Annotated in this window: 24 protein-coding genes; 19 read left to right on the top strand and 5 right to left on the bottom strand. The window is 62.8% G+C overall.

The window, feature by feature from the left end:
• Positions 1-2 precede the first annotated feature (2 nt).
• Positions 3-1,007, top strand: a complete 1,005-nt coding sequence (locus ACFVJ3_RS36075) for an acryloyl-CoA reductase (protein ID WP_378456625.1) — start codon at positions 3-5, stop codon at positions 1,005-1,007.
• Positions 1,008-1,085: 78 nt separating this feature from the next.
• Here the strand turns inward: ACFVJ3_RS36075 and ACFVJ3_RS36070 are convergent, their stop codons facing one another.
• Together ACFVJ3_RS36070 and ACFVJ3_RS36065 are read right to left on the bottom strand one after the other, a co-directional pair.
• Positions 1,086-1,832, bottom strand: coding sequence for an SDR family NAD(P)-dependent oxidoreductase (locus ACFVJ3_RS36070; protein ID WP_378456624.1), 747 nt, complete (start codon positions 1,830-1,832; stop codon positions 1,086-1,088).
• A gap of 27 nt (positions 1,833-1,859) precedes the next feature.
• Complete coding sequence (locus tag ACFVJ3_RS36065; RefSeq protein WP_378456623.1) at positions 1,860-2,717, bottom strand: enoyl-CoA hydratase/isomerase family protein; 858 nt, start codon at positions 2,715-2,717, stop codon at positions 1,860-1,862.
• Between the two features lie 258 nt (positions 2,718-2,975).
• On the opposite strand from ACFVJ3_RS36065, the gene ACFVJ3_RS36060 reads away from it, so the two are divergent.
• The 11 genes from ACFVJ3_RS36060 (at position 2,976) to ACFVJ3_RS36010 (ending at position 14,736) form a co-directional block, all read left to right on the top strand.
• The gene (locus ACFVJ3_RS36060) at positions 2,976-4,466 is read left to right on the top strand and encodes an aldehyde dehydrogenase (protein ID WP_378456622.1); all 1,491 of its coding nucleotides are present in this window, start codon (positions 2,976-2,978) and stop codon (positions 4,464-4,466) included.
• A 34-nt stretch (positions 4,467-4,500) separates the two neighbouring features.
• Entirely contained in the window at positions 4,501-5,295 is a 795-nt protein-coding gene (locus ACFVJ3_RS36055) for an N-acyl homoserine lactonase family protein (RefSeq protein WP_378456621.1), read from the top strand.
• 149 nt (positions 5,296-5,444) lie between these two features.
• Positions 5,445-6,017, top strand: coding sequence for a MarR family winged helix-turn-helix transcriptional regulator (locus ACFVJ3_RS36050; protein ID WP_378456620.1), 573 nt, complete (start codon positions 5,445-5,447; stop codon positions 6,015-6,017).
• 11 nt (positions 6,018-6,028) lie between these two features.
• The gene (locus tag ACFVJ3_RS36045) at positions 6,029-7,228 is read left to right on the top strand and encodes an acyl-CoA dehydrogenase family protein (protein ID WP_378456619.1); all 1,200 of its coding nucleotides are present in this window, start codon (positions 6,029-6,031) and stop codon (positions 7,226-7,228) included.
• Complete coding sequence (locus tag ACFVJ3_RS36040; RefSeq protein WP_378456618.1) at positions 7,225-8,001, top strand: enoyl-CoA hydratase/isomerase family protein; 777 nt, start codon at positions 7,225-7,227, stop codon at positions 7,999-8,001. Before ACFVJ3_RS36045 ends, ACFVJ3_RS36040 begins: the two co-directional genes overlap by 4 nt.
• Before the next feature lies 1 nt (position 8,002).
• Positions 8,003-9,205, top strand: coding sequence for a CaiB/BaiF CoA transferase family protein (locus ACFVJ3_RS36035; protein ID WP_378456617.1), 1,203 nt, complete (start codon positions 8,003-8,005; stop codon positions 9,203-9,205).
• A complete protein-coding gene (locus ACFVJ3_RS36030) occupies positions 9,205-10,329 on the top strand; it encodes a thiolase family protein (protein ID WP_378456616.1) in 1,125 nt (374 codons plus the stop codon). Before ACFVJ3_RS36035 ends, ACFVJ3_RS36030 begins: the two co-directional genes overlap by 1 nt.
• Positions 10,326-10,784 carry a Zn-ribbon domain-containing OB-fold protein gene (locus ACFVJ3_RS36025; RefSeq protein ID WP_378456615.1) on the top strand — a complete coding sequence of 153 codons (459 nt, stop codon included), beginning with the start codon at positions 10,326-10,328 and terminating at the stop codon, positions 10,782-10,784. The genes ACFVJ3_RS36030 and ACFVJ3_RS36025 overlap by 4 nt, the downstream gene beginning before the upstream one ends.
• Positions 10,784-12,763, top strand: a complete 1,980-nt coding sequence (locus tag ACFVJ3_RS36020) for an acetoacetate--CoA ligase (protein ID WP_378456614.1) — start codon at positions 10,784-10,786, stop codon at positions 12,761-12,763. The genes ACFVJ3_RS36025 and ACFVJ3_RS36020 overlap by 1 nt, the downstream gene beginning before the upstream one ends.
• The gene (locus tag ACFVJ3_RS36015; RefSeq protein WP_378456613.1) at positions 12,760-13,509 is read left to right on the top strand and encodes an enoyl-CoA hydratase-related protein; all 750 of its coding nucleotides are present in this window, start codon (positions 12,760-12,762) and stop codon (positions 13,507-13,509) included. Before ACFVJ3_RS36020 ends, ACFVJ3_RS36015 begins: the two co-directional genes overlap by 4 nt.
• A 48-nt stretch (positions 13,510-13,557) precedes the next feature.
• The gene (locus ACFVJ3_RS36010; RefSeq protein WP_378456612.1) at positions 13,558-14,736 is read left to right on the top strand and encodes a thiolase family protein; all 1,179 of its coding nucleotides are present in this window, start codon (positions 13,558-13,560) and stop codon (positions 14,734-14,736) included.
• A gap of 90 nt (positions 14,737-14,826) precedes the next feature.
• Here ACFVJ3_RS36010 and ACFVJ3_RS36005 read toward each other — a convergent pair whose 3' ends face one another.
• Entirely contained in the window at positions 14,827-15,969 is a 1,143-nt protein-coding gene (locus ACFVJ3_RS36005; protein WP_378456654.1) for a serine hydrolase domain-containing protein, read from the bottom strand.
• 361 nt (positions 15,970-16,330) lie between these two features.
• Between ACFVJ3_RS36005 and ACFVJ3_RS36000 the strand changes: the two genes are divergently transcribed.
• The 4 genes from ACFVJ3_RS36000 (at position 16,331) to ACFVJ3_RS35985 (ending at position 20,365) form a co-directional block, all read left to right on the top strand.
• Positions 16,331-17,644: an MFS transporter gene (locus ACFVJ3_RS36000; RefSeq protein WP_378456611.1), complete on the top strand. Its 1,314-nt coding sequence runs from the start codon at positions 16,331-16,333 to the stop codon at positions 17,642-17,644.
• A gap of 182 nt (positions 17,645-17,826) precedes the next feature.
• On the top strand, positions 17,827-18,312 hold the full coding sequence (locus ACFVJ3_RS35995; protein WP_378456610.1) for a MarR family winged helix-turn-helix transcriptional regulator: 486 nt from the start codon (positions 17,827-17,829) through the stop codon (positions 18,310-18,312).
• Positions 18,313-18,485: 173 nt separating this feature from the next.
• Positions 18,486-19,535 (top strand): NAD(P)-dependent alcohol dehydrogenase, encoded by a 1,050-nt coding sequence (locus ACFVJ3_RS35990; RefSeq protein WP_378456609.1) that lies wholly within the window; start codon positions 18,486-18,488, stop codon positions 19,533-19,535.
• A gap of 53 nt (positions 19,536-19,588) precedes the next feature.
• The gene (locus tag ACFVJ3_RS35985) at positions 19,589-20,365 is read left to right on the top strand and encodes an SDR family NAD(P)-dependent oxidoreductase (RefSeq protein ID WP_378456608.1); all 777 of its coding nucleotides are present in this window, start codon (positions 19,589-19,591) and stop codon (positions 20,363-20,365) included.
• Positions 20,366-20,473: 108 nt separating this feature from the next.
• Here the strand turns inward: ACFVJ3_RS35985 and ACFVJ3_RS35980 are convergent, their stop codons facing one another.
• Positions 20,474-21,559 carry a zinc-binding dehydrogenase gene (locus ACFVJ3_RS35980; RefSeq protein ID WP_378456607.1) on the bottom strand — a complete coding sequence of 362 codons (1,086 nt, stop codon included), beginning with the start codon at positions 21,557-21,559 and terminating at the stop codon, positions 20,474-20,476.
• Positions 21,560-21,646: 87 nt separating this feature from the next.
• On the bottom strand, positions 21,647-22,951 hold the full coding sequence (locus ACFVJ3_RS35975; RefSeq protein WP_378456606.1) for an MFS transporter: 1,305 nt from the start codon (positions 22,949-22,951) through the stop codon (positions 21,647-21,649).
• A gap of 369 nt (positions 22,952-23,320) precedes the next feature.
• On the opposite strand from ACFVJ3_RS35975, the gene ACFVJ3_RS35970 reads away from it, so the two are divergent.
• Genes ACFVJ3_RS35970 through ACFVJ3_RS35960 form a run of 3 tightly spaced genes read left to right on the top strand, consistent with a single transcriptional unit; the run spans position 23,321 to position 25,469 of the window.
• Positions 23,321-24,268: an NAD-dependent epimerase/dehydratase family protein gene (locus ACFVJ3_RS35970; RefSeq protein WP_378456605.1), complete on the top strand. Its 948-nt coding sequence runs from the start codon at positions 23,321-23,323 to the stop codon at positions 24,266-24,268.
• Between the two features lie 2 nt (positions 24,269-24,270).
• Positions 24,271-25,134, top strand: a complete 864-nt coding sequence (locus ACFVJ3_RS35965) for an N-acyl homoserine lactonase family protein (protein WP_378456604.1) — start codon at positions 24,271-24,273, stop codon at positions 25,132-25,134.
• Positions 25,131-25,469 (top strand): carboxymuconolactone decarboxylase family protein, encoded by a 339-nt coding sequence (locus ACFVJ3_RS35960; RefSeq protein ID WP_378456603.1) that lies wholly within the window; start codon positions 25,131-25,133, stop codon positions 25,467-25,469. The genes ACFVJ3_RS35965 and ACFVJ3_RS35960 overlap by 4 nt, the downstream gene beginning before the upstream one ends.
• Positions 25,470-25,492 lie beyond the last annotated feature (23 nt).

Below are 25,492 nucleotides of genomic sequence, written 5' to 3'. Positions count from 1 at the left end.
CTGTGGCGAATGAGGGACAAGGGCGCTCGTTGCGTTCGTTCGGCGAAGACAAGGAGACCGGGGCCGACGTGCAGTGGGTCGACGGTTCGCTCGAAGACGAAAGCTCGCCGGGTGACGTACTCATCAAGGTCGAGTACTCCGGTCTGAACTACAAGGACGCGCTGGCCGCTACCGGCGTCGGCCGCGTCGTGCGCCGCTTCCCCTTGACGCTGGGAATCGACGCCGCAGGTGTCGTCGTCGAGTCCGCGGACCCGCGCCACAAGCCTGGCGACCGCGTCGTCGTCACCGGCTACGGACTGTCGGAGCAGCACGACGGCGGATGGGCCGAGTACCTCCGGGTTCCCGGCGACTGGCCGATCCATCTCGAGGATTCGATGACGACCGAAGAAGCAATGGCCTTCGGTACTGCGGGACTGACGGCCGCGATTGCCGTACACCGTCTCGAGCAGAGTGGTCTGGCTCCGGGACAGGGCCCGGTTGCCGTGACCGGAGCCAGTGGCGGCTCGGGCTTGCTGGCCGTCGCCATGCTCGCCGGACTCGGTCACGAGGTCGTTGCGATCTCCGGGAGTCCGGAGACGCACGACATCCTGAAGAAGATGGGCGCCTCCTCGGTGGAGGATCGTCCCGACACCACGAAGATCCGGCCGCTGGAAACCGCTCGGTGGGCGGGCGCCGTCGACGCCGTCGGTGGGCAACCGCTGGCGTGGCTGCTCGCGACGACCAAGCCAGGCGGCAGCATCGCCTCGTTCGGTAACGCAGCCGGAAACACACTGTCCACGACAGTCATTCCGTTCATCCTGCGCGGCGTCAACATTCTCGGCGTCACCAGTGCACACTTCGACGAAGCGCTTCGCGTTCGCGTGTGGGAGCGGATGGCCACCGATCTGCGTCCGGCGGACCTCGGTGCCATCTACAACACCCGCCCCCTGACCGAGGTGCACGACGCCGTCAAGGAACTGCTGGCGAACGATGTCACCGGTCGCGTAGTCCTCAAGGTCGGCGACTGACCTCGGTCCTCGGACCAGATAAAACAACAACTGCCGCAACACCTTCGGGTGTTGCGGCAGTTCTTTGTTCAGTCGCTGTCAGTGAATGGTGACGCCGCTGTCCACGGACAACACCTGTCCGGTGACGACTCGGGATTCTTCGGACGCCAAGTAAACGGCCATGTGCGCGATGTCGACCGGGGATGCGGGACCCAGCAGGTGCCGGTCGGACAGAGCCTGCACCTTCGGGTCTCGCGCACGGCCCTGAACCCGCGGGGTCAGCGTCATGCCCGGTGCGATCGCGTTGACACGGATGCCGTGCTCCGCGTACCCGGCCGCCATCGAGCGCGTCAGAGCGGCGACGCCTCCCTTGGCCGAGGTGTAGCAATCGCGATCCGGCAGCGCCATGAGCGCACCCATCGACGTCATGTTGATGACCGATCCGCCGCCCGCCTCGATCAATTTGGGAAGGCCGTGCTTGCAGGAGACGAACGGTCCGAACAGATCCAGTCTGATGACGCGCCAGAACTCCTCCTCTGGCGCTTCGGTGACGATGGCGTCGCGGCTCGACGATCCGCCTGCGACGTTGCACAGGACGTTGAGCGAGCCGAAGGCTTTCACTGTCGCTTCGATCTGCTCGCGGACGCTGTCGCTGTCGCCTGCGTCGCAGCGGAGCGCAATGGCCTTGCCCTCGGCTGCACTCGAGATCGACTCCTGTGCGGCTGCGAGGTCGATGTCCGTAGCGGCCAGCGAGGCGCCCTCGGCGAGGAAGCGCTCGCAGATCGCCCGACCGATTCCTCCGCCGGCACCAGTGACGAATGCGATCTTGCCTTCTAGTCTGGCCATGTCAATACCCTTCGCTTGCAATCGATATCAGTTTTCGTGGGCGAGGACGTCGCCGAGAAGCGCTTCCATGCGTGTTTCACCGTCGCGTGTTTCTCCGCCGACCTCGAGGAAGGTACGAATCGCGGTGAGCGATTCTTCCGACGCCATCAACAAGCGGAACCGGTAGTTCTCCTCGCGCAGTCCTTGCTCGATGGGTCCGTCGGACATGGTGACCGCCTCTTTCGTGAGGCGGACCGCGTCGGGTGGGCAGGACGCGATACGCGCCGCCGTCGAGGCGACGAACGCGTCGATGTCCTCGGGAGCCAGCGCCCGGTTCAGGTATCCCCAGCGTTCGGCGGTGGCGGCGTCGAGATCCAATCCCCCCAGGATGAGCTCGAGGGCGCGGGATCGGCCGATGAGACGAGGCATGTACTGCGATGCGCCTCCTCCGGGCACGGCGCCCAGCGGAACGGACATCGTGTTGAACACGGCCTTTCCGAGCGCGCCGAACTTCATGTCGCACGCCATGACGATCGCCGCGCCGCCGCCTGCGGCGCGCCCCTCGACCTGTGCAATCGTCACCTTGTCCATGGTGCGCAGTCGCTCGCAGATGTGGTGCATGCGGTTCAGCTCCACCTCGTCGGCGGACTTCGGAAGTTCTTGCGGCTGAAGCTTGTAGAGGTTTGCGAACTCGTTGTGCGTGATGAAGATGTCGGGGTCGGCGCTCTTGATCACCACCACGACGGTGTCGGGATCCTCGGCCGCTTCACGGGTGAACCGGTCCAGGTCGTCCAGCAGTCCGAGGGTGATCATGTTCAGGGGAGGGTTGTCGACCGTCGCGGTGACCACCCGTCCTTCGACGGCAACTTTCAAGGTGGTGAACGAGGCGTACCGCGAATCCGTCATCGGCGTTTCCTTCTCTTCTGCTGCGTCGGGCACATCGTCGTGCAGGATGCCGCCAGTATCGGCCCATGGCCGTGCGTGGCGGAAACCACATCCGAGTCGATCGACAGTATGGCCGCCGGCCAATCACTGTCAAGGACTGGACAGACAAGGTATTGACACGTTATGTAACCTGGAGCACACTCGAACGGTGAACGTCTGTGACGTGGCGCGCAGCTGCAGTCCGTCGATCACCTCGGATCGTCTAGAGAAGGAACCACTATGACCTCGATCGATATCACGACGCCGACTCTGCGACATGCGGATCGGTTCTTCATCGGCGGTGAATGGGTGGCGGCATCGAGCTCGTCGACCATCGACGTCATGGATTCGACGACGGGTGAACTGTGCCTTTCCGTCGCAGAGGCGCAGCCTGCCGATATGGATCGAGCAATTGCAGCCGCGCGCACCGCATTCGACGACGGACCCTGGCCGCGGATGACACACGCAGCTCGCGCCGAGTACTTGCGTGCATTCGCGAACGCGTGGCGTGCGCGTGTCGACAGCATCCGGCACTTCTACCCTCGCGAGGCAGGCGCTCTCGACTCGCTCGCCGGACGATTCACCGAGCGCGCGGCGCTCGAATACGAGTACTACGGTTCTCTCGCCGACACCTTCCCCTTCGAAGAGCAGGTTCAACCCACCGCGGGCGGCGAATTCGGGCTCCTGGTTCGTGAACCCGTGGGCGTCGTCGGTGCCATCATTCCGTGGAACGGTCCGGTCGGGTCTATCAGCCACAAGATCGCACCCGCGTTGATCTCCGGCTGCACCATCATCCTGAAGTCGTCACCCGAGGCTCCGGCCGAGGGTCTCATGGCAGCAGAGATCGCCGAGGAGATCGGACTTCCCGCAGGCGTCCTCAACGTCGTCGCTGCCGACCGGGAAGTGTCCGAGATGCTCGTGACCGATCCTCGCGTCGACAAGATCTCGTTCACTGGTTCCACCGTGGCCGGACGACGCATCGCGTCGCTGCTCGGCGACCGTATCGGTAGGTACAGCCTCGAGCTCGGTGGAAAGTCCGCTGCCGTCGTACTCGACGACGCCGACATCGCCACAGCGGGCGCCACCCTCGCGGCCGCGGAGTGCATGCTGGCCGGCCAGGTGTGCTCGTCGCTGACGCGCATCGTCGTCGTCCGGTCGCGCTACGACGAACTGGTCGAAAGCCTCGCATCCTCCTTCGCCGGAGTGGTGGTGGGCGATCCGTACCACGCCGATACGCAGATGGGTCCACTCGTCAGCGAGCGTCAGCGCGCCCGGGTCGAGGGCTACATCGCGAAGGGCAAGTCCGAGGGCGCCAGGTTGGTCACCGGGGGAGGGCGACCCGCTCACCTGGACCGCGGCTATTACGTCGAGCCGACCGTGTTCGCAGACGTCGACAACAGCCACACGATCGCCCGCGAGGAGATCTTCGGTCCGGTCCTCAGCGTCATCCCCGCCACCGACGAAGCCGACGCCGTACGAATCGCCAACGATACGATCTTCGGGCTCAACGCGTCCGTGTTCACCGAGGACGTCGACCGTGCCCGTGCCGTTGCCCGTGAAATGCGTTCCGGCACAGTAGGACACAACGCGCTGCGGATGGACTTCGGTATCGCGTTCGGTGGCTTCAAGCAGTCCGGAGTCGGACGTGAGGGTGGCACCGAGGGTCTGCGTCAGTACTTGGAGACCAAGACAGTGATCCTCGACGGACCGCCTGCGGACTACCGAAACTGATCTCGATACCGAACCACGCAACGACAGGAGCCTCATGTCCGTTCCAGCGCAGTACGAGGCGTACGCGCTTCGCTACGCCTCGATCGAAACCAACAAGGCCGGCAAGTTTCACGACTTCGCAATCTTCGGTGAGCCCGACGAACAAGTGCCGATGGATTTCTACTTCTGGCTGATTCGCAACGACGACCGAGTGATTCTCGTCGACTGCGGATACGACGACGTCCGCACCCCGGTGCGTGGCTACTTCCAGGATCACACTCCGGTCGAGTTGCTCGGACGCTTCGGCGTGACACCGGAAGACGTGGATCATGTGGTGATCTCGCACATGCACTTCGATCACATCGGCAACGTCGACCTCTTTCCCAGCGCGACGTTCTTCGTTGCCAAAGAGGAATTTGCCTTCTGGACAGGGCCTTTCGCGGACCGGATTCACCTGGCCCGACATGCCGAGGGTGCGGAGGTCCAGTTGGTGGTGGACCTGCACGCACAGGGCCGCGTTCACCTCGTGGACGGCCAGGAGGAGATTCTGCCGGGTATCAAGGCCACCCCCATTCGCGGGCACACGGCGGGTTCGATGATCACCGAGGTGACGACACCGACGGGGACCGTCGTCGTGGCTTCCGACGCTATTCACCTGTACGAGGAGTTGGAACGGGACCGGCCGTACTGGGTCTTCACGGACCTCGAGGGCATGTACAAGGGCTTCGTCTACCTCAACGAGCTGGCATCGCACCCGGACGTGTCGATCGTTGCGGGACACGATCGCCAGGTCATGACGCGATTCAAAGCCGTCGACGAAGATTGTGTGGATCTGACCGTTCGGGTGTAGTTACCGACTTCCGGGCCGGGCCGAGGGCAAGTCAACAACAAGACTGTCAAGGACTTGACACAAACCTATGGCGTGAGCCACAGTAGACAGCAGTAGTCGCGAAGGTCATGCCGTCTCGAGTACGGCAACGAAGGCGAGAGGAAGACGCAATGTCGGTGAACGGCCGAGCAGCAGAGCGCAAGCCGGCAATTGTGCCCGGTGACCTGGAAAGTCTGCTGGCCTCCGCGGTCATCGACAAGCAAGCCGATATCGACGAACTTGCTCTCCGTGCATCGATCAACCTCAAGCGCGCCTCCGTCGTTCTGAACCAGCGTGAGGGCCGGATTCTCCAGTCGGTCACCGGACGGACCTCGGCGTCGTTGCGAGTGCTGACGATGGTGTGGGCCTTCGGCCCGATCGAGGCGAAGGACCTCGCGCGGCTGTCCGGTGTCACACGTCAAGCGGTCTCCGGATGTCTTGCCACGCTCGAGCGCGACGCACTCGTGCAACGCGAGTACGAGACCGAGGGAGACAAGCGGTTGATGCCGATCACCGTCACGTCGGCCGGTCAAGAGTTCGTGGAGAAATATCTGATGCCTCAGAACGAGGTTCACCAGGGATTCTTCCGCGCTCTCGGCGACGACGAACTCAGAACACTGGTCGAGCTGCTCGCTCGACTGGTCGCCTCGGACCATGCACCAACCTCCGACCGTCGAGCGACGGTCCCAGGACCGAAGAATTAGGGAGTAGACAAGTGTCGACAGGAGTAACCCGATCGGACGCCGACTCGTTCGGCGCATGGGAGTTACCGGAGCAGCTGCAAGACCTGCGGTCCGTCGTCGCGTCGTTCATGAAGAACGAGGTGCGTCCCGCCGAGGACAAGGTCGATACGGATGCCTACGAGTTGCTTCCCGACGACCTCGAGCGGTTGCAGAAGCGCGCAAAGCAGGCGGGTCTGTGGTGCATCGAATCACCCACCGAGTACGGCGGCGCGGGACTGAACCTGCTGTCGCAGGTGGTTGTCGCCGAGCAGGCGTCGCAGTGCCGGATGGGTGCCTACGTCCCGGCCGCAGGAACGTTCGGGTGGGATCCGCCCAACGTGATCTTCGACGGCAACGACGATCAGATCAAGCAGTGGGCATTGCCGACGATCGAGAAGGGATCGCACACCTTCGTCGCGATCTCCGAGCCCTCGGGCGGCGCAGACCCCGCTCGCGCGATTCGTACCAGGGCGCGTCAGGACGGGTCCGACTGGATCATCAACGGCGCGAAGACCTGGATCTCGAAGGCCGGTCAGTCGGACTGGGGAATCGTGTTCGCCCGCACCAGTGACGAGAAGGGCAGCCGCGCGATCAGCTGCTTCATCGTGGAGTCCGACACCCCGGGCCTGACGATGAGCGAGATTCCCGTCATTCGTTCGTGGTCGCCCTACGAGCTGAACTTCGAAGATGTGCGCGTTCCTGCCGAGAACATGCTCGGTGAGCCCGGTCGTGGCTTCGAACTCGCTCAGCGGTGGCTGGTCAACAACCGCGTCACGTACGCGGCCGCTGTCATCGGTGTCGCCCAGGCGGCACTCGACCTCGCCGTCGAGCACGCCAAGAATCGCGAGACGTTCAACAGCCGTCTGGCGGACAAGCAGGCCATTCAGTGGATGCTCGCCGACTCGGAGATCGAGCTGCGGGCCTCGCGAATGCTCACCTACCAGGCAGCATGGAAGGCCGACCTCGGCCAGGACTTCAAGATCGACGCCTCGATCGCCAAGGTGCATGCCACAGAGGCAGCGGGTCGCATCGTCGACCGCGCCGTTCAGATTCTCGGTGGCCTCGGTGTCGCCAAGGAGATGCCTACCGAGCGTTGGTACCGCGAGATGCGAATCAAGCGGATCGGTGAAGGACCGTCCGAGGTCCATCGCATGGTGATCGCTCGCGACCTGATCGGCAAGGAGAAGCGATGAGTATCGAATTCGACCTCGATTCCGAGGGCGTCGCAACGATTGTCATCAACCGTCCCGAGCGTCTCAACGCTATGGACAAGGCGGCGTACAGCGATCTGTCCGACGCCTGGACTCGGGTCCGTGACGACAAGAATGTGCGCGTCGCCATCGTGACCGGCGCCGGTGACAAGTCGTTCACCGTCGGAGCCGACATCAAGAGTTTCCTCCAGGCCGAGGAAGAGCCTGCCGATTTCTGGATGACACAGCAGGACCAGTTACTCAACCGAGGGCTGGAAGTGTGGAAGCCGGTCATCGCAGCGGTCAACGGTTACTGCCTCGGTGGGGGTATGACACTGTTGTTCGCCACCGATCTTCGCGTCGCCAGCGAGCATGCGACCTTCGGTCTGACCGAGGTCAAGCGCGGAATCTTCGCCGGTAACGGCGGCACCCAGCGAGTGATGGAGAACCTCCCCAAGGCAGTTGCGATGGATCTGCTGCTCACGGGCGATCCGATCACTGCGACCGAAGCAGAGCGTTGGGGCCTGGTCAACAAGGTCGTGACCGCGGACAAGTTGATGGAAGAAGCACACGACTACGCGTCGCGCATTGCCAAAAACGCGCCTCTCGCAGTCCAGGTGTCCAAGGAACTCGCCCTGCGTTCGCGCGATATGGATCTCGCGACAGGCCTGCGCATGGAACAAGCAATGACGAAGGTCCTCAAGACGACCTGGGATGCAAAAGAAGGGCCGGACGCGTTCGCCGAGCGTCGCCCACCAGCTTTCAGAGGAGAATGACATGACCGACATGGGTAGGCCGCTTGCCGGAGTACGAGTGCTCGATCTCGGCCAGATCTATGCAGGCGGTTACGCAGGATTCCTGCTGGCGTCCGCAGGCGCCGACGTCGTGAAGGTCGAGCCTCCCGGAGGTGAAAACCTCCGCCGCCGCGGTGCGGTGGGCGGAGGCGCCTACCCGTTCGCGGTTCTGAACGCGAACAAGCGTGGCCTCAAGCTCGACCTGAAGAAGGACTCGGGCCGCGACGCCTTTCTCGGCCTCGCCGAGAAGGCGGACGTGGTACTCGAGAATTACGCTCCCGGGGTGATGGATCGACTCGGGCTGGGGGAGAAGGTCCTTCGCGACCTCAACCCCCGTCTGGTCTACGGTCGGGCATCCGGATACGGACAAGAGGGTCCGTATCGGAACCTCCCCGCGATGGACTTGACCGTTCAGGCCATGACCGGCGTCATGAGCACGACGGGCTTCCCGGATCGGCCACCTGTCAAAGCCGGCCCGGCGATCGCGGACTTCATGGCGGGCGTGCACCTGTACGGTGCCATCGTCTCGGCCCTGTACCAGCGATCGATCACGGGTGAGGGCGACGTCGTCGAGGTCACCATGCAGGAATCGACGTTCCCGTCATTGATGTCGGCGCTGGGTCTGCTGTTCAGTGGGGCCCCGAACCAAGAGGCGTGGCGCACGGGGAACCGCCACTCCGGCAACGCGGAAGCTCCGTACAACACATTCGAGGCACGCGACGGTTACATCGCAATCCTCTGTGTGACGGACGCGCACTGGAAGTCGCTCGCAACCATCATCGGCGGCGACGCACTCGCGAGCGACGATCGCTTCACCACGCTCAAGGGCCGCGTCGACCTGATGGACGAGGTCGACAAGATCGTGGCCGACTGGAGCGCGACGTTGTACCGAGCGGAGATCGAGGAATTGTTGCTCACCGCGCGTGTTCCCTGCTCGCCGGTGAAAGAACTTCCCGAAGTTGTTGCCGATCCCAATCTTTGGCACCGCGGCATGCTGCGCGAGATGGATCACCCCGAACTCGGTCCCATCACTGCGGTCAGCAACCCGATGCGATTCGGCTACGGAACACCCGACGACCTCTCACCGAGTCCGAGGCTCGGCCAGCACTCACGCGAAGTGCTGAGCGAACTGCTCGGATATTCGGACGAATACTTGAATGAACTCGAAGTGGACGGAGCTATCTGATGCGCGGGAAGTCAGTGATCGCAGGTGTGGGCCACACTGCGTTCGGCAAATTGCCGGGCCGCTCGACGGTGTCGATGAACATCGAAGCGGCCAGGAACGCTCTCGCCGATGCCGGAATCGAAAAAGATATGGTCGACGGTCTTTTCGTCAAGTGCCCGACATCGTTGATCGAGTCGTTCTACGGTCAGAAGCTTGCCGAGGCGATGGGCATCATGCCTCGCGTCGGCGGTGTCTGGGATCAGGGCGGAGCGGCCAACGGCAGCATGATCGCTATGGCTGCGATGGCGATCGACGCAGGCCAGTGCGACGTCGCCCTGGTGTGCTTCGCGGACAATCCGCGGTCGGGAACGCCGCAGGCCTACCGAAAGCCCAAGGGCATCAACGGGTTGTACGGCTGGTTCGGCGTACCGTCCGGATACGCGATGATCGCGCAACGGCACATGGCGGAGTACGGCACCACCAGCGAACAGTTGGGCGCCATTGCCGTCGCGATGCGTAAGCACGGTGCCGCGAATCCGCGTGCGCAGCTGCGCAAGCCCATCACAATCGAGGACCATCAGGCCGCACGCTGGATCGTGGAACCTCTGCACCGTGACGACTGCTGCCTGATCTCGGACGGCGGAGCCGCAGTCGTGGTCATGAGTGCAGAACGGGCGAAATCGCTCGGGATCGACAACGCCGTCTCCATCCTCGGTTTCGGCCAGGGACAGACGTCGTGGGAGGTCGAGCAGCGCCCGGTGCTGACGTCCACCGCCGCAAAGCAATCGGCCGAAACGGCCTACGCGATGTCCGGACTCAAGCCCTCCGACATCGATGTTGCGCAGCTCTACGACTGCTTCACGATCACCGTTCTAACGATGCTCGAGGACTACGGATTCTGCAAGCCCGGTGAGGGCGGCAAATTCGTCGAGCAGGGTGCACTCGAACTGGGTGGTGCCCTTCCGACCAACACCAGTGGCGGGCTGCTCTCCGAGACCGGTATGCCCGGCATGCAGTTGGTCATCGAAGCAGTACGTCAGCTTCGCGGTGAGTCGACGTCGCAGGTGAAGGACGCAGACAAGGCAATCGTCGGTACCCAGGGCGGCACCATGACAACACACTCGACGCTCATCCTCGGTCGATGAGCCAGGACACAACGGAGGACGACGTGACGACGCAGGCTGCGCTTCCCGTTCCCGATCTCGACGAGCTGGAACAGCACTTCTTCGACGCATTACGCGCTGGCGAACTCGTCTTTCAGAAGAGTGCCGTCAACGCATGGATGCCACCTCGAACCGAGGACCCGGTATCGCTGTCACCGGATTGGGAGTGGGTGGCGGCGTCCGGCTCGGCCCGCCTCGTCTCCTGGGTGACCTACCACATCGCCTACCACCCGTACTTCGAGGACAAGCTGCCCTACCAGGTAGCAGTAATCGAACTCGACGAGGGGCCGCGGATGATCGCACCCCTCGACCTGCGCGGGTCCGACCCGATCGTCGACATGCCGATGCAATTGGACATTCGCACGGCCGACGGCTGGCCGCTGCCGGTGTTCGTGCCCGCCGAGGACGACGCCCAAAAGAAAGACGGAACCAGCTGATGGCGCGCACGTTGTGGGAGCCTCCCGCCGATGTATGGGAGACAACGCAAATGGGCCGGTTCGCCTCGCTTGCGAGTGAGCGCACCGGTCGTCGGTTCGACAGCTACGACGAGTTGTGGTCTTGGTCTGTCGAGGATTTGAACGGTTTCTGGTCGACGCTGTGGGACTTCTACGACGTGCCGAGCTCCGGTTCACGCGAGCGGGTGCTGACGGACTCGACGATGCCTTTCGCGACCTGGTTCCCCGATGTCGAGATCAATTACGCCGAAGCGATGCTGCGCTTGGCCGGCCGCGGTGAGGACGACGTCGTCGTACGCGCCCGTTCGCAGACCCGCCATGACCTCGCGGTCACTGCAGCGGAGCTTCGCGATCAGGTGGGGCGGGCTCGGGCCGGCCTCGTGCGGCTCGGTGTCGTGAAGAACGACCGGGTGGCCGCCTACATCCCCAACATTCCCGAGGCTCTCGTCTTGATGCTGGCGTGCGCAAGTCTCGGCGCCATCTACACCGCGTGCCCGCCGGAGTTCGGCGTCACCAACGTCATCGACCGGTGGTCACAGATCCAGCCGAAGGTGCTCGTTGCGGTCGACGGTTACGTTTACGGCGAGCGCGACATCGACAGGACCGGGCACGTCGCCGAAATAGTCGACGCTCTCGGCTTGCAGGACCGAACGGTCATGTTGCCGTACTTGGACCCGGGCCGCGAGGTCGCCCGGCCGATGATTGCCTGGAGCGACTTCCTTTCGGATGGTTCGACACCGCTGGTGTTCGACCGTGCCGGTTTCGACCATCCCCTGTGGATCCTGTTCTCCTCCGGGACCACCGGTCTGCCCAAGGCGATCGTGCACGGACACGGAGGCGTCACCCTGGAGATGCTGAAGTTGCAGGGTCTGCAGCACGATCTGAGCCCGAAAGACACGTACTTCTGGTATTCGACGACCGGGTGGGTGATGTGGAATCTCATGGTGTCGAATCTGCTCGTCGGGTCCACCGTCGTGATGTACGACGGAAACCCCGGGAGTCGCGAACTCGGAGATCTCTGGTACACCGCAATCGATCTGGGCGTGACGTACTTCGGTGTCTCGGCCCCGTTCCTGATGCAGTGCCGCAAGGCCGGAATGAATCCGAGCCAGTTGGGTGATCTGTCGAAGATTCGTGAGATCGGTTCCACCGGTGCGCCGTTGCCCGAAGAGGGTTTCGAGTGGTTGTACGACGAACTCGGGCCGAACATCCGGGTGAATTCCACGTCCGGCGGCACCGACGTCTGCACCTCTTTCGTCGGAAGTGCGCCGGTCCTGCCGGTGCGCTCCGGCCAGATCGCGTGCAGGCAGCTCGCGGTCAGCGTCGAGGCGTGGTCGGCGGACGGTAAGAGTCTCACCGACGAGGTCGGTGAAATGGTCGTGACAGCACCGATACCGTCGATGCCCGTTGGATTCTGGGGCGACGACAGCGGTGTGAAGTACCGGGCCGCGTACTTCGAGCACTGGGACGGTATCTGGCGCCATGGTGACTGGATCACCGTCGCAGCGGACGGGCACTGCGTCATCAGTGGCCGCAGCGACGCCACTCTCAACAGGGGCGGCGTCCGTTTCGGGACGTCCGAGTTCTACCGTGTGGTCGAAGAACTGGACGATGTCGCGGACAGTCTGATCGTGCATCTCGATTCGGCCGGAGGCGATGTCGGCGAGTTGATCCTGTTCATCGTTCCAGCTGCGGGTAGGAGCGTCGACGACGACATGCGGTCGGTTGTGGCCGATGCGCTCCGAACCAAGCTGTCACCGCGCCACATTCCGGACATGATCTACCAGATCGACGGAGTGCCGCGGACGCTGTCCGGTAAGAAGCTCGAAGTGCCGGTGAAGCGGATTCTGGCGGGATCGGCGGTGCGAGATGTTGCAGATCTCGCGGCGGTGTCGAATCCGGCTGCGTTGACCTTCTTCAGCCAGCTCGCCGAGTCGAGGAAGTCCGAGGTAGTGGTATGACCGTCACAGTCGAAAAGCGCGGCCCGATCTCGATCTTCACGATCGATCGACCGGCGAAGCGAAACGCATTCGACGCCGTGACCACCGAGGCACTCGATGCGGCGCTCAACGAGTTCGAGGACGACGATTCGGCACTCGTCGGAGTTCTCACCGGCGGACCGAAGTTCTTCTGCGCAGGAACGGACATCGTCGCTTCGGCGGGTACCCCGACGAAGCGCGGGGGACCGTACGGCATCGCCGGTCGTCGGCTGACCAAACCGATCATTGCCGCAGTCGAAGGCGTGGCTGCAGGTGGAGGGTTCGAGATCGCGTTGTCCGCGACGATGATCGTGGCGTCCACGACTGCCACGTTCTCGTTTCCCGAGGTCGGACTCGGGCTGGTCGCGGAATGCGGTGGTCTGTTCCGTGGCCCTCGGGCCCTGCCACTGAACGTTGCCAGGGAGATGCTGCTCGCCGGTGCTCGGCTCGGTGCGCAGCGAGCTTACGAGCTCGGTTTGGTCAACAAGGTGGTGGAGCCCGAACACGCTTTGGAGGAGGCGGTGTCGCTGGCCGAGGTCATCGTGGCGCAGGCGCCGATCGCCATCCGTGAAACGCTCCATGCCGTCGAAGCGCTGTACGCGCACGCGGACAAGGAGAACTGGGTCGGCACGACCGAGGCCAAGAACGTCGTCCGATCGTCGTCCGACTCCGTCGAGGGAGTCACCGCGTTCACCGAAAAACGCGCTCCGCGTTGGGTCGGCCGATAGTCCCGATACGCAAGCCATGGCAACACGTCTTCGAACCAAGGAATTGATATGGAAAACGAAAAAGTTGTAGTCATCGACGGCGCTCGTACGCCGATCGGTAAATTCTCGGGCGTATACAAGGACGTTCCTGCGCACGAACTGGGCGGGCACGTGGTGACCGAGGCGCTGGAGCGTTCCGGCGTTGCTCCGGCCGCTGTCGACGAGGTCATCATGGGCCAGGTCGGTGGCGTCGGACCGGATGCGTTCAACGCTCGTCGTGTCGCACTCGCAGCAGGCTTGCCCAAGTCGACCCCGGCTTTCAACGTCAACCGGTTGTGCGGAAGTGGACTGCAGGCCATCTGGTCTGCGGCACAGCAGATCCGTTGGGGCAGCGGCGATGTCATCGTTGCAGGCGGCGACGAGTCGATGACGCGGATGCCGTTCTACGACTACAGCGATCGCTCGCGTCGGCGCCTCGGAGATGTTGCGTTGCAGGACGGCACGCTGATGATGCTCACCGATCCGTGGAGCCACGTGCACATGGGCATCACTGCTGAAAATGTCGCCAGCAAGTACGGCGTCACCCGCGAGGAGCAGGACGAATTCGCCCTGCAGTCGCAGCAGCGGGCAGCGAGCGCGGCGGCCAAGGCTGCGTTCACCGAAGAGATCGTTCCCTTCGAGATCGGCGGACGGCGTCCGAAGACGATCACCGAGGACGAACACCCGCGTGCCGATACGACCCTGGAAATGCTTGCGGGCCTGCCCACGGTGTTCAAGGACTCGGGCACGGTCACGCCGGGCAACTCCTCGGGCATCAACGACGGTGCGGCCGCAGTGGTCGTGACCGGCGAGTCGTACGCCCGCGAACACGGTCTGAGCCCGCTTGTGAGCCTCGAGGCCGTGACGACCGCGGCCATGGAACCCGAGCTCATGGGGTACACCCCGGTTCTGGCGCTACAGGCGTTGTTCGAGAAGACAGGCCTGTCGCCGAGCGACATCGACATCTTCGAAGTGAACGAGGCCTTCGCCGCCCAGGCCTTCGCGATCATCCGCGATGCAAAGCTCGATCCGGAGAAGGTGAACCCCTATGGCGGTGCTATCGCACTCGGTCACCCGGTGGGTGCTACCGGCGCCAACCTGACGCTGCGTGTTGCCAAGCATCTGAAGCGGACCGACGGTGAACTGGGCATCGTTACGATGTGCATCGGTGGTGGACAGGCTCTGGCGGCGCTGTTCCGCCGCGTCTGACCCTATTACCTACGGGGGTCCTTTTCTGTTGTCCCAGAGGGGGCATCGGTGAAGGGCCCCCGTTGTCGTCTCCGTCGAGAAGGCGGTTCTTCAGCTCCACTCGGGTGCGAACAGCCGATAGACGGCACGTTCGAATGCCGCGTACCGGTCCATGAATCGTGGTTCGCAGAACGGGAATGTCTGCGTCATGAACACCGCGGCAAGGTCACTGACGGGGTCGATCCAAAAGTGTGTGTTGGCGGCCCCGGCCCAACTCAGGGACCCGGCGCGGCGCATGGTCGGGACGTCGGTCTCAGTGCGCATGAAACCGGCCGTGAACGTCTTGCGAGTCCCGGGGAAGAACTCGACATCCGCCGAGACATCGCGCGACGTCGATTCGAGCACGGGTACGGACATGTCGCCGATCTGGTTGGTCGTCATCTCGTGAACCGAGCGCGCACTGATTACTCGCCGACCGTCCAGTTCACCCTTGCCCAGGATCATTCGCAGGAATCGAAGGTAGTCAGGGGCGGTGCTGAACACGGCGTGCCCCATGCTGTACACCTCGGGGTTCGAAATGGGCGACGCGAACGCGCAATCCGCGAAATCCTCATGTGCGGTTCGTATCCGTAGGTCCGCCAGCTGATCGCGAGGATTCAACTCGAAGCATGTGTCGTGCATTTCCAAGGGGCCGAATATCTCGTGTCGGCAGAACTGGTCGATGGGACGCCCGTCGATGCGCTCGACCAGCAGGCCGACCCAATCGATCCCGATCCCGTAGGTGAACCCCTCACCCGGATCGAACATCAACGGATAGCGCATGGATGCGAGGGTTCCCGTGTGCACGTTCGGTGCCCCGGTGGTTTCTTCCCACATCCGGTGTTTGCGGTCGAATGTCTTCGTGGAAAGCCCGGACGTATGCGTGAGGAGATGACGCAGTGTTGCGCGTCGGCGTGCAGGTCGAAATTCGGGTGAGCCGACACCGATCGACTCGAGTACTCGTAATTCGTCGAACTCCGGCAGGACCGACGCTACCTCGGTGTCCAACGTCAATGTGCCGCGGTCAACGAGAATCATTGCCGCCAAGCTTCCGATGGCCTTCGTCATCGACAAGAGTTTGAACACTGTTCGCGGGCCGGCGCGGTGGGACGGGTTTGCGTATCCAGACTGGCCCTGCCACACAGTGCCTTCGGAGTTCGCAACCATCGCTACGACGAATGGCACATCCTGCTGTTCCACTGCGTCATCGAGCATGCGATTCAGATTCGACACGGGCTGTCCTCCGTTGCGGCGGTGATGGCGATCGTTGTGTCGAGCGGAGACCTGTGTTCGAGAACGGCGTCGCGCTCGCGCTGGTCCGGCCGGACTCGGTGCCGGTCGACGTGCCTGTTCCGTCACCGGGGGCACAGTCTCGGGCCTGTTCAAGGACACATCACACCGTTGATCTTTGTCAATGGTCAAGGAGGGGTCTGTCCTGGTATTGACAATGATGGAACGGCGGTCCTACGCTTGTCGCGCAGATCACAATTGCCCGTAGGCGAAGTGCATCTTGCTACATCAGCCGGCCGGCGATCACGTCGACTGCCGCTCGAACATCTCATTCATGTGAGGGACCATGTCCAACAACATTTCAGCAGCAGTTGCCACCGCGCCGCGAACTTCACGCGGCGAGCGTCGCAGGATCATTGTTTCGTCGCTGCTCGGCAACACGGTCGAGTGGTTCGATTTCTATATCTACGGCATCTCGGCGGCGCTGTTCTTTCCGACCATCTTCTTTCCTAGCGATTCTCAGCTCGTCGGGACACTGGCATCGTTCGGCACGCTGGCGGGCGGGTTCTTGATTCGTCCGGTAGGCGGGTTGATAGGGGGGCACATAGGGGACCGCTATGGACGAAAGAAGGTGCTGGTCGCAAGTATGGTTCTGATGGGAGGCAGCACCGTCGTGGTGGGGCTCCTGCCCGGGTACGACATCTGGGGTGTGTGGGCGGCCGTGCTTCTCATCATTGCCAGGCTCTTGCAGGGCATCGGCGCGGGTGCCGAATACGGCGGCAGCGTCCTCATGATCACAGAACACTTCGACAGTCGCCGTCGCGGGTTCTGGGCGAGCCTCGGAAACACCGGGGTGTTCGCGGGCGGAGTCTTCGCGACACTCACTTTCGCGATAATCACTCGGTTCCCGGCGGAGCAGCAGGAGTACCTGTGGCGTGTCCCCTTCATTGCGTCGGCGCTTCTTGTGGGAGTCGGCCTTTGGATCAGGCTGGGAGTATCCGAGACCCCCGCGTTCAAGGCCTCGATTGCAAAGCGAGTGGAATCAGCGGCACCGTTCGTCGACATGATGCGTCGGTACAAGGGCATGTTGCTGATCGTTGTCGTGGTAGCGACGGCGGCCAGTCTCCCGTACCAGATCTACGTGACGTTCGGGACTGCCTACACCCGTGCGGTGGACGGCAATGTCAGCCACCTCCTCAACTCGCAGACGATCATCGGTTTCATGGCGCTGGCGATGACGCCGATGTTCGGTTATCTGTCCGACCGAGTCGGACGCAAGCCGCTCATGGCTGCCGGCATCATCCTGATGATCCCCGCGGTGTACTTCTTGTTCTCTCAAATCAACGGTCAGAACCAGAGCATGATTCTCCTTGCCCTGGTGTTGTGCGAAGTCGGCCACTGCATGGCATACGGACCGCTGGCGGCGTTTCTCGCAGAGCACTTCGACACCCGAACTCGATACACCGGTGTTTCGATGGGTTATCAGATATGCGGTGCACTCGCTGGACTCGCGCCACTCGGTGCGACTGCAATCCTGAAAGCGTCGGGTGGTGCGCCGAACGTGGGCTGGGTACCGATCACTCTGGTGGTCACCGGCGTCCTCGGCATCGTGGCGTTGGTCCCGGCCAAAGAAATGGCAGGCAAGGCACTGACGGAGTGATTTGTTCGCTCGTCTCGGCGCGCTGATGAGCAAAGCCCATGTGATCTGTCCTACACTTGACTGTCTAGAGCAAGCCTAGGCCCACTCAAGGGGGCGGGCAGATATGGAGTGGGGACTTGACTCGTCAACGGCATCAGGCCCGAAACGTGCATTCGCGTGATCTGGAGGACGTCATCGCCTCCGTGGTGACGGACCACTATCCGCACCTCGACGAGTCTGCCCTGCGGCTCGCAACGAACCTGAAGCGCGCTGCCAACGTTCTCGTTCAACGTGAAGAATCCGAGATCTTCAACGAAACGAACCGTTCGTCAGCTGCCGTTCGGGCGTTGACGATGATTTGGATTTTCGATCCGATCGAGGCACGCGACATATCGCGTCTGTCGGGTTTCAGTCGGCAGGCCGTATCGGGTGTGTTGACGACGCTCGAACGTGACGGTCTCATCTCCCGCGAGCGGGGTTCGAGTTACGACCGACGGCTGGCGCCGGTGTCCATCACCGACGAAGGACGCGAGTTCGTCGAGCGAATGATTCCCGCGCAGAATGACACCGAAGCCGGTTATTTCTCGGCACTGAGCGAGCACGAGCGCCAGCAGCTGACCCATCTGCTGTCCAAGCTAGTAGTCGGATCCGGCGCCCATCAGACCGATGCGGATGCGGTAGCAAAGTAGTAGTTCCAACCCGATTGTCTTGTCATTGACAATATGCAGGTGTTCCGGCTAGTGTGGTGTGGCACACAGTCCGATCGGTCGTCCCGAACCGAGTCGTTTCCAGGTTTCGCATCGGCGAACCGAAGGGCTGGGTCATTGCCTGCGATTCGCGGCCTCCAGCGAAGAGGAAACACATGATCACTGTCAATGCGCGAGCCACCTACGGAGCTCACGAACCGTTCAAAGCAACCCCTATCGAGCGCAGAGATGTAGGCAAGCGCGATGTGCTCATCGACATCTTGCACTCGGGCATCTGCCATTCCGACATCCACCACGCCCACGACGACTACGGACGCACACACTTTCCGCTGGTTCCGGGTCACGAAATCGCTGGCACCGTTGCCGCCGTGGGATCCGACGTCACCGAGTACGCAGCCGGCGACCGGGTCGGTGTGGGGTGCATGATCGGCTCGTGTGGGAAGTGCGCGCACTGCCTGAACGGTCAGGAACAGCACTGCGTCGAAGGCGACGTCAAGACTGCCAACGGCCTGGACCGCGCAGGCAATCCGACCCGCGGCGGTTACGCCGACCGCATCGTGGTCGACGCGAATTTCGTGGTTCGTATCCCTGACGCCTTGCCGCTGGACAAGGCCGCGCCGCTGCTGTGCGCCGGAGTCACCGTCTACACCCCGATGCGTCGGTACGGCGTCACCACCGGTTCACGCGTCGCCATCGTGGGATTCGGCGGACTCGGCCACATCGCCGTGCAGATGTCCAAAGCATTCGGTGCGCGCACCACGGTGTTGGACATTTCGCTCGACAAGCGAGACGACGGCCTGAGGTTGGGAGCCGACGAGTACGTCGCCACTTCCGACCAGGCGCAGTTCGCCACTCTCGCATCGTCGTTCGACCTGATCATCTGCACGGTTCCCGTCAATCTCGACTACGACGCGTACCTCGGTCTGCTCGATGTGGGCGGCACCCTCGTCATCATCGGACCGCCCACGAAACCGCTGTCGTTGAACGCTTTCTCGTTGATCTCGAAGCAACGGTCGATTGCAGGGTCGCTGATCGGCGGCATTGTGCAGACTCAGGAGATGCTGGACTTCTGCGGAAGCAACGGTATCGCCGCGGAGATCGAGACGGTGAGTGCCGACGAAATCGACCAGGCGTACGAGCGAGTCCTGTCAGGAGACGTTCGGTACCGATTCGTCATCGACGCAAGCACTTTCGCGCCTAAGTGAGCGTGCAAGCGCAGGTGGACGTAGACGTGGCGACAGAACGAGAGGGATTTTCGATGCGGTTCGACGGAAAAACGGCTGTGGTGACAGGCGCGGCGGGGGGCATCGGTTTCGCTGTCGCAGAGCGTCTCGCAACCGAGGGTGCACACGTCGTGGTGGTGGATATCGACGAGGTAACCGGTACTGCCGCTGCGAAGGCGCTGCAGGACAAGGGGTTGAATGCTTCGTTCGTGAAGGTCGACGTGTCCCGCACTGCCGAGATCGACACTGCCGTGCGAGGGATCGTCGACGAACTGGGACCGATTCACGTTCTCGTCAACAATGCCGCCGTCATCACACCCACCACGCTGGAGGAAAGCGACGACGAAGCGTTCGACACGATCTTCTCGGTCAACGTCCGCGGGATGGTGGGGTTCACTCGCGCAGTGTCCCGCACTATGATCGACGCGAAGGTCGCCGGATCGATCGTGAACATGTCGTCGATCACCGCCGCGCAAGGTGCGCCGAACCTGGTTCTGTATTCCGCTTCCAAGGGTGCGATCTCCGCGCTGACGCGTTCTGTGGCGATCGCGCTCGCAGACAACGGGATCAGGGTCAACGCGGTGGCTCCCGGCACGATCGGCACGGAAACCGCCAACGCGATTCACCGCGAGCAGCCGGAGGTTCGGCGTCAGGTGCTCGCGCGTACGCCGTTGCGACGGGTCGGTGAGCCTTCCGAGGTGGCCGCGGTCGTGGCGTTCCTTGCCGGCGACGACGGTTCGTACATGACCGGTCAGGTGGTTTACCCGGACGGTGGCCGGCTTGCGTTGAGTTACACGGTATCCACCGAGTAGCAGAAAATACATTCGGCGACAACGAAATCCGACGACAAGCCGCCGCACCGACCTTCGGTGCGGCGGACTCATTGGCGAAAACCGGGTTGTCGGAAGTAACGTGGTCGCTCAGAGGACCAGAATGCCCCTACCGACGATCTTGCCCTGCTGAAGGTCGTCCACGGCGTCGTTGATCTGGTCGAGGCTGTATCTCGCCGTGACGAGCGTGTCGAGGTTCAGCGTGCCGTCCCGGTGCCAGCCGACCAGGCGGTCGAAGTCGACCTCGGGCACCGAATTGCCGCCCTTGCAGCCGATCAACCGCTTCTCGTTCGCAACCAGGTCCAATCCCTCGAGGCTCACTTCCTGGGTGGGTACACCGACCAGCACGACGCTGCCGCCAGGGGTGCGCGTGACGTGGGACGACCGGACGGATGCCAGGCCCGAGCGGATGGTTTCGGGCTTCGCAATGCAGTCGAACACGAAGTCCGCACCACTTGTGTACTGGGTCTTGGTGAGTTCGTGTATCCGCGCAACCGCATCCTCGTGACGCACATTGACGGTATGGGACGCCCCGAATTCACGAGCCTGCGCCAGCTTCGCATCGTCGACATCCACCGCGATGACCGGCTTGGCCCCGGAGATACTCGCAGCGGCGATAGCCGAGAGACCGACGCCACCGCATCCCCATACCACCGCACTGTCACCCGGTTTCACGGCGGCGGTGTTCGTGACTGCACCGGCGCCCGTCATGACTGCGCACCCCACGACGGCGCCGACGTCGTCGGGAGTTCCCTCCGGCGCACGGCAGACGTAGAGCTCGTCCACGACCGTATGTGTACCCCAGGCGAATACGTTGTGTGTGACGGCGACGCGGCCGTCGAGCAGTGGCACTTCGGACGAAAGGGGCAGCCTGTCGAGTGTGCGAGTACGCGGCACCCAGGTCACGAGTACGCGTTCACCGATTTCGAACTCGGTGACCGCGGTTCCGACATCCACGATCGTTCCCACCGACTCGTGTCCCATGATCACCGGACGGGACGCAGCGGGAGCGCCGAAGCGAGACGGGTTCTCGATCTGGTCGAGCTGGCTGTGGCAGACCCCCGATGCGGTCTGCTGCACCACGACCTCGTGCGGCCGCGGCCTCAACAGGGCTTCCTCGAGTTTCAAAGTCTTGCTTCCCAACGGAAGCACGGCGAGTGTTGCGCGAGTCGACATGGACGGGTCCTTTCTGTTGCCGCGGCGCGGCAGTTCGTTCACCGCCGCGCTGCGGCGGGATGACTACACTTCGATCGAAGCGGGATCTCAGCTGGGCAGCTCCTTGCCCTTGCCCTCGCGGGCCGCAAGTGCGGCAATGATTCCCAGAACACTGGTGGTGAGGACGATGAGCGGAACATACGCGACGCGCCCTGCGTTTCCGGCGAGCATGAACGTGGCGGCCATGGGAGCCAGACCGCTGATCGCTCCGCCGATCTGATAACCCATGGAAGCGCCGGTGTAGCGAGTGCGTGTGGTGAACAATTCTGCCAGCAGTGCACTGAACGCGCCGTACATCATCGAGTGTCCGCACATCGACAGGATGAGGAACAGGAAGATCATCGGCATGTTCCCCTGCTGCATGAAGTGGAACAGGAAGTACACCGAGGGCACGACCCAGGCGGCACCGAGGATCATCAGTGGGCGTCGACCGACGTAGTCGGAGAGGAATCCGAACAACGGAACCAGGAAGAAGCCGATGGCGCCCATGACGAATTCGTAGTCCAGCAGGGTATCGACCGGCACGTCGACAAGCTTCGCGTAGCCGTTGGAGAAGGTGACGAAGATTTGGTACGCCACGGTGTGGGAGGCACCGAGGCAGATTGCGATGAGCAGGCTCTTGCCGTGGTTCCGGACCACCTCGACGAGTGGAAGCTTCGTCGGTTCCGAGGGCGCACTTTCGAGTGCGTGCTTGAACGCGGGAGTTTCCGAGACGCCGACCCGAATCCACAGTCCGACGAGCACGAGGATCATCGACGCCAGGAACGGCACGCGCCACAGCCATTCTTGCTGCTCGTCCGAGGCGCGCGTGACCACGGCGAACACGGCGGTCGCGAGGACTCCACCGGCCGAAACGCCCATCACTCCGACGCTTCCCCAGAATCCTCTACGGCGGGTGCCGAACGTTTCGACGAGCATCAGCATGCCGCCGCCCCACTCGGCGCCTGCTCCGAGGCCCTGAATGACTCGGACGACGACGAGTATCAACGGAGCCCAGAAGCCGATGGTGGCGTAGCCGGGGAGAACGCCGACCACGGCGGTGGCCAGACCCATCGTCATCATGCTGACGATGAGAACCTTCTTGCGTCCGTACTTGTCTCCGAAGTGTCCACCGATGATGCCGCCGATCGGGCGCGCCAAGAATCCTCCGGCGAGGGTTCCGAACGATGCGACGGTGGCCATAGTGGGGGACATGTTCTGAAAGAAGATCGCTGGGAAGTACAGTGCCGCAGCGATTCCGTAGATGTAGAAATCGAACCACTCGGTGACGGTTCCGATGAACGTCGAACTGACGACCCGGGCACGTTCGGAGGACGAGATGGGCGGTTTCTCGGCGGCCGTGGTTGTTGTCATGGAGGGCCCTTCGCATGGTGCGTACGGTTCGGCTGGTGAGCACGCGTTCGAGCGGTTTCGGCTCGCTCAAAGCGGTTCGCGTGCAGAAGTTCCGATCGACCGTGTCATGGAGCACATAGTATGTCAGTGGCCGTACAAGTTACCCCGAACGATCCCGCTACCTGTCAGGGGCTTGACAATCAAGTGATGGAGGTCATAGCCTGATGCGGTGGATGGGCCGCGGTTGCCCGGAACGGCCGGTGCGGCCCGACCGCCTCACGCCGAGTGTCGGCGTGAGCGCATCCGGAGCGCGGTGACGCGGAACACATTTTCGACAGAGAACTCAGTGCGACATGACACCTCATGGCCGCCAAATCGGAAGGATCGAATGTGACGACCCTCATTCTCGGCAGCAACGGGTTCATCGGACGTCGGTTGACGAGCCTGTTGGCGAGTCAGGGGGAAGAGGTCGTCGGCATGGACATCGCGCCGCCGCCGCCCGGATTCGAGGAACTTGCGCCGCAGGTCCGTTTCATCCGGGGCGATCTACGCCGATTCGACGACGTCGTGGCCAGCATGCTGTCGGTTCGCCCGACGCGAGTGGTCAACCTTGCGTACATGCTCGGTAGCGACCATGCCCCGCATGTCGCGCAGCAATTGAACGTCGTCGGCATGGACAACTGCTTCGAAGCGTCGCGACTGGCGGACGTCGAGCACGTCGTCTTCGGTAGCTCGTTGGCGGTCAACGGCAAGCAGACGTACTTCGGTGAGCGATTCGTGACCGAGGAGGATCATCTCTACGGCATCGGTTACCAGTACGCCACCCACAAGATCTTCAACGAGTGGCAGGCCAAGGACTACCGCGAAAAGCACGGCATGAACATCACCGCCGTGCGCCCGGCCAACGTGTCCGGCCACGACAAGGTCTTCGGTTCGGTCGACCACGTGCAGATCATCACCGGACCGGCGCTGGGACGGCCGGTGTCGTTCAAGTACGCGGACGCGATGCGTTCGCCCATTCACGTGGACGACGTGGCCGACATCTTCGCGAAGATCACCCTTACCGCCAAGCCGGAGCACGACGTCTACAACACGGGCGGCACTGCAACGAGCTTGGGCGAATTGGCGGAATTGGTCAAGGAGTTCGTACCCGGCGCCGGTATCTCGTTCGAGAACGAGGTCGGCGGCAAAGCCGACTGCACCAACTACCTCATCGACAACTCACGGCTCCGCAAGGAGTTCGGGTTCGAGTTCCCGTCGCTTCGTGAGCGTGTGCAAAAGATCATTGCGGATGTGCGCGCGGAGCAGGGACGCAGCACTGTCACCTCGGGTGTCTGAACGTGACCCACGTCGACTCCGACCGGCCGACCTACGAGGCCTACGCGCTTCGGTACGCCAGCCGTGAGGGTGACAAGGCCACAGAATTTTTCCGGTTCGATGCGTACCAGGAACCCAACGAGGAAGTACGTATCGACTACTTCTTCTGGCTGATCCGCGGTCACGGCCGAATCATTTTGGTGGACTGCGGTTTCGACGAGAACGCCGGCCTGGACAAGGGGCGCGCGATGGACAATCACCCGTTGCGTCTGCTCGAGTCGCTGGGAATTTCCGCCGACCAGGTCGATCACGTCGTCATTTCGCACATGCACTTCGATCACGTCGGCAACCTTCTGCTCTTTCCCAACGCCGAGTTCACGATGGGCCGAGCCGAGTTCGACTTCTGGACAGGCCCACGTGCGAACCGGGCGATCTTCGAATGGGCATTGCCGAGAGCGGCGTTGGACGCCGTCCAGGAATTGAATGCAGCCGGGCGGCTGACGCTGGTCGACGGTCCGCACGAACTGCTGCCCGGCGTGACGGTGACGCCGATGGGCGGACACACGCCCGGGCTGTTGGTGACCGAGGTTTCGGCGGGGTCGGGACAGGTCATCCTCGCCTCGGACGCCGTGCACTCCTATGAGGAACTCGACCTGGACAGACCGTACAACCTGTTCAACGACATCGAGCAGGTGTACTCGACATACGACTCGCTCCGAGCCCTCGACGCACGGGCGGACAGTTGGGTCGTTCCCGGGCACGACCCGTTAGTGCGTCGATACTTCGACTCGGTTCACCATCCCGACTGTTTCGACCTGACCGTTCCACCCGTTCGGCCGTCCGTGAAATCCAATCAGACCGTGCAACAGACAGGAACGCCCGCATGACCGACCGACCAGAACCGACCATGGCGCAGAAAGCGCTGGGCAATTACGCGCCCACACTGGCACATCTGACCGACGAGGTGTTGTTCGCCGACGTGTGGGCAAGGCCGGAACTCTCGCGTCGAGATCGAAGTCTGATCACCGTCGCCGCACTTGTGGCTGGTGGCAACACCGAACAACTGCGCGGGCACCTAGCGTTGGCGAAAACGAACGGTGTGACAGAGGCAGAGGTCGAAGAAGCGTTCACGCACCTGGCCTTCTACGCCGGTTGGCCCCGGGCCATGTCGGCATGTGCCGTCGCGCGGTCGGTGTTCGGCGAGGAAGACAACCAGTCGTAGACCCGTGGGACCTACGCTACCGT

It is taken from the genome of Rhodococcus sp. NPDC127593, from assembly GCF_042671975.1.
Taxonomy (GTDB): Bacteria; Actinomycetota; Actinomycetes; order Mycobacteriales; family Mycobacteriaceae; genus Rhodococcus_F.
The sequence above is the reverse complement of the archived record's forward strand: the minus strand, read 5'-3'. Positions and strand labels throughout refer to the sequence as shown.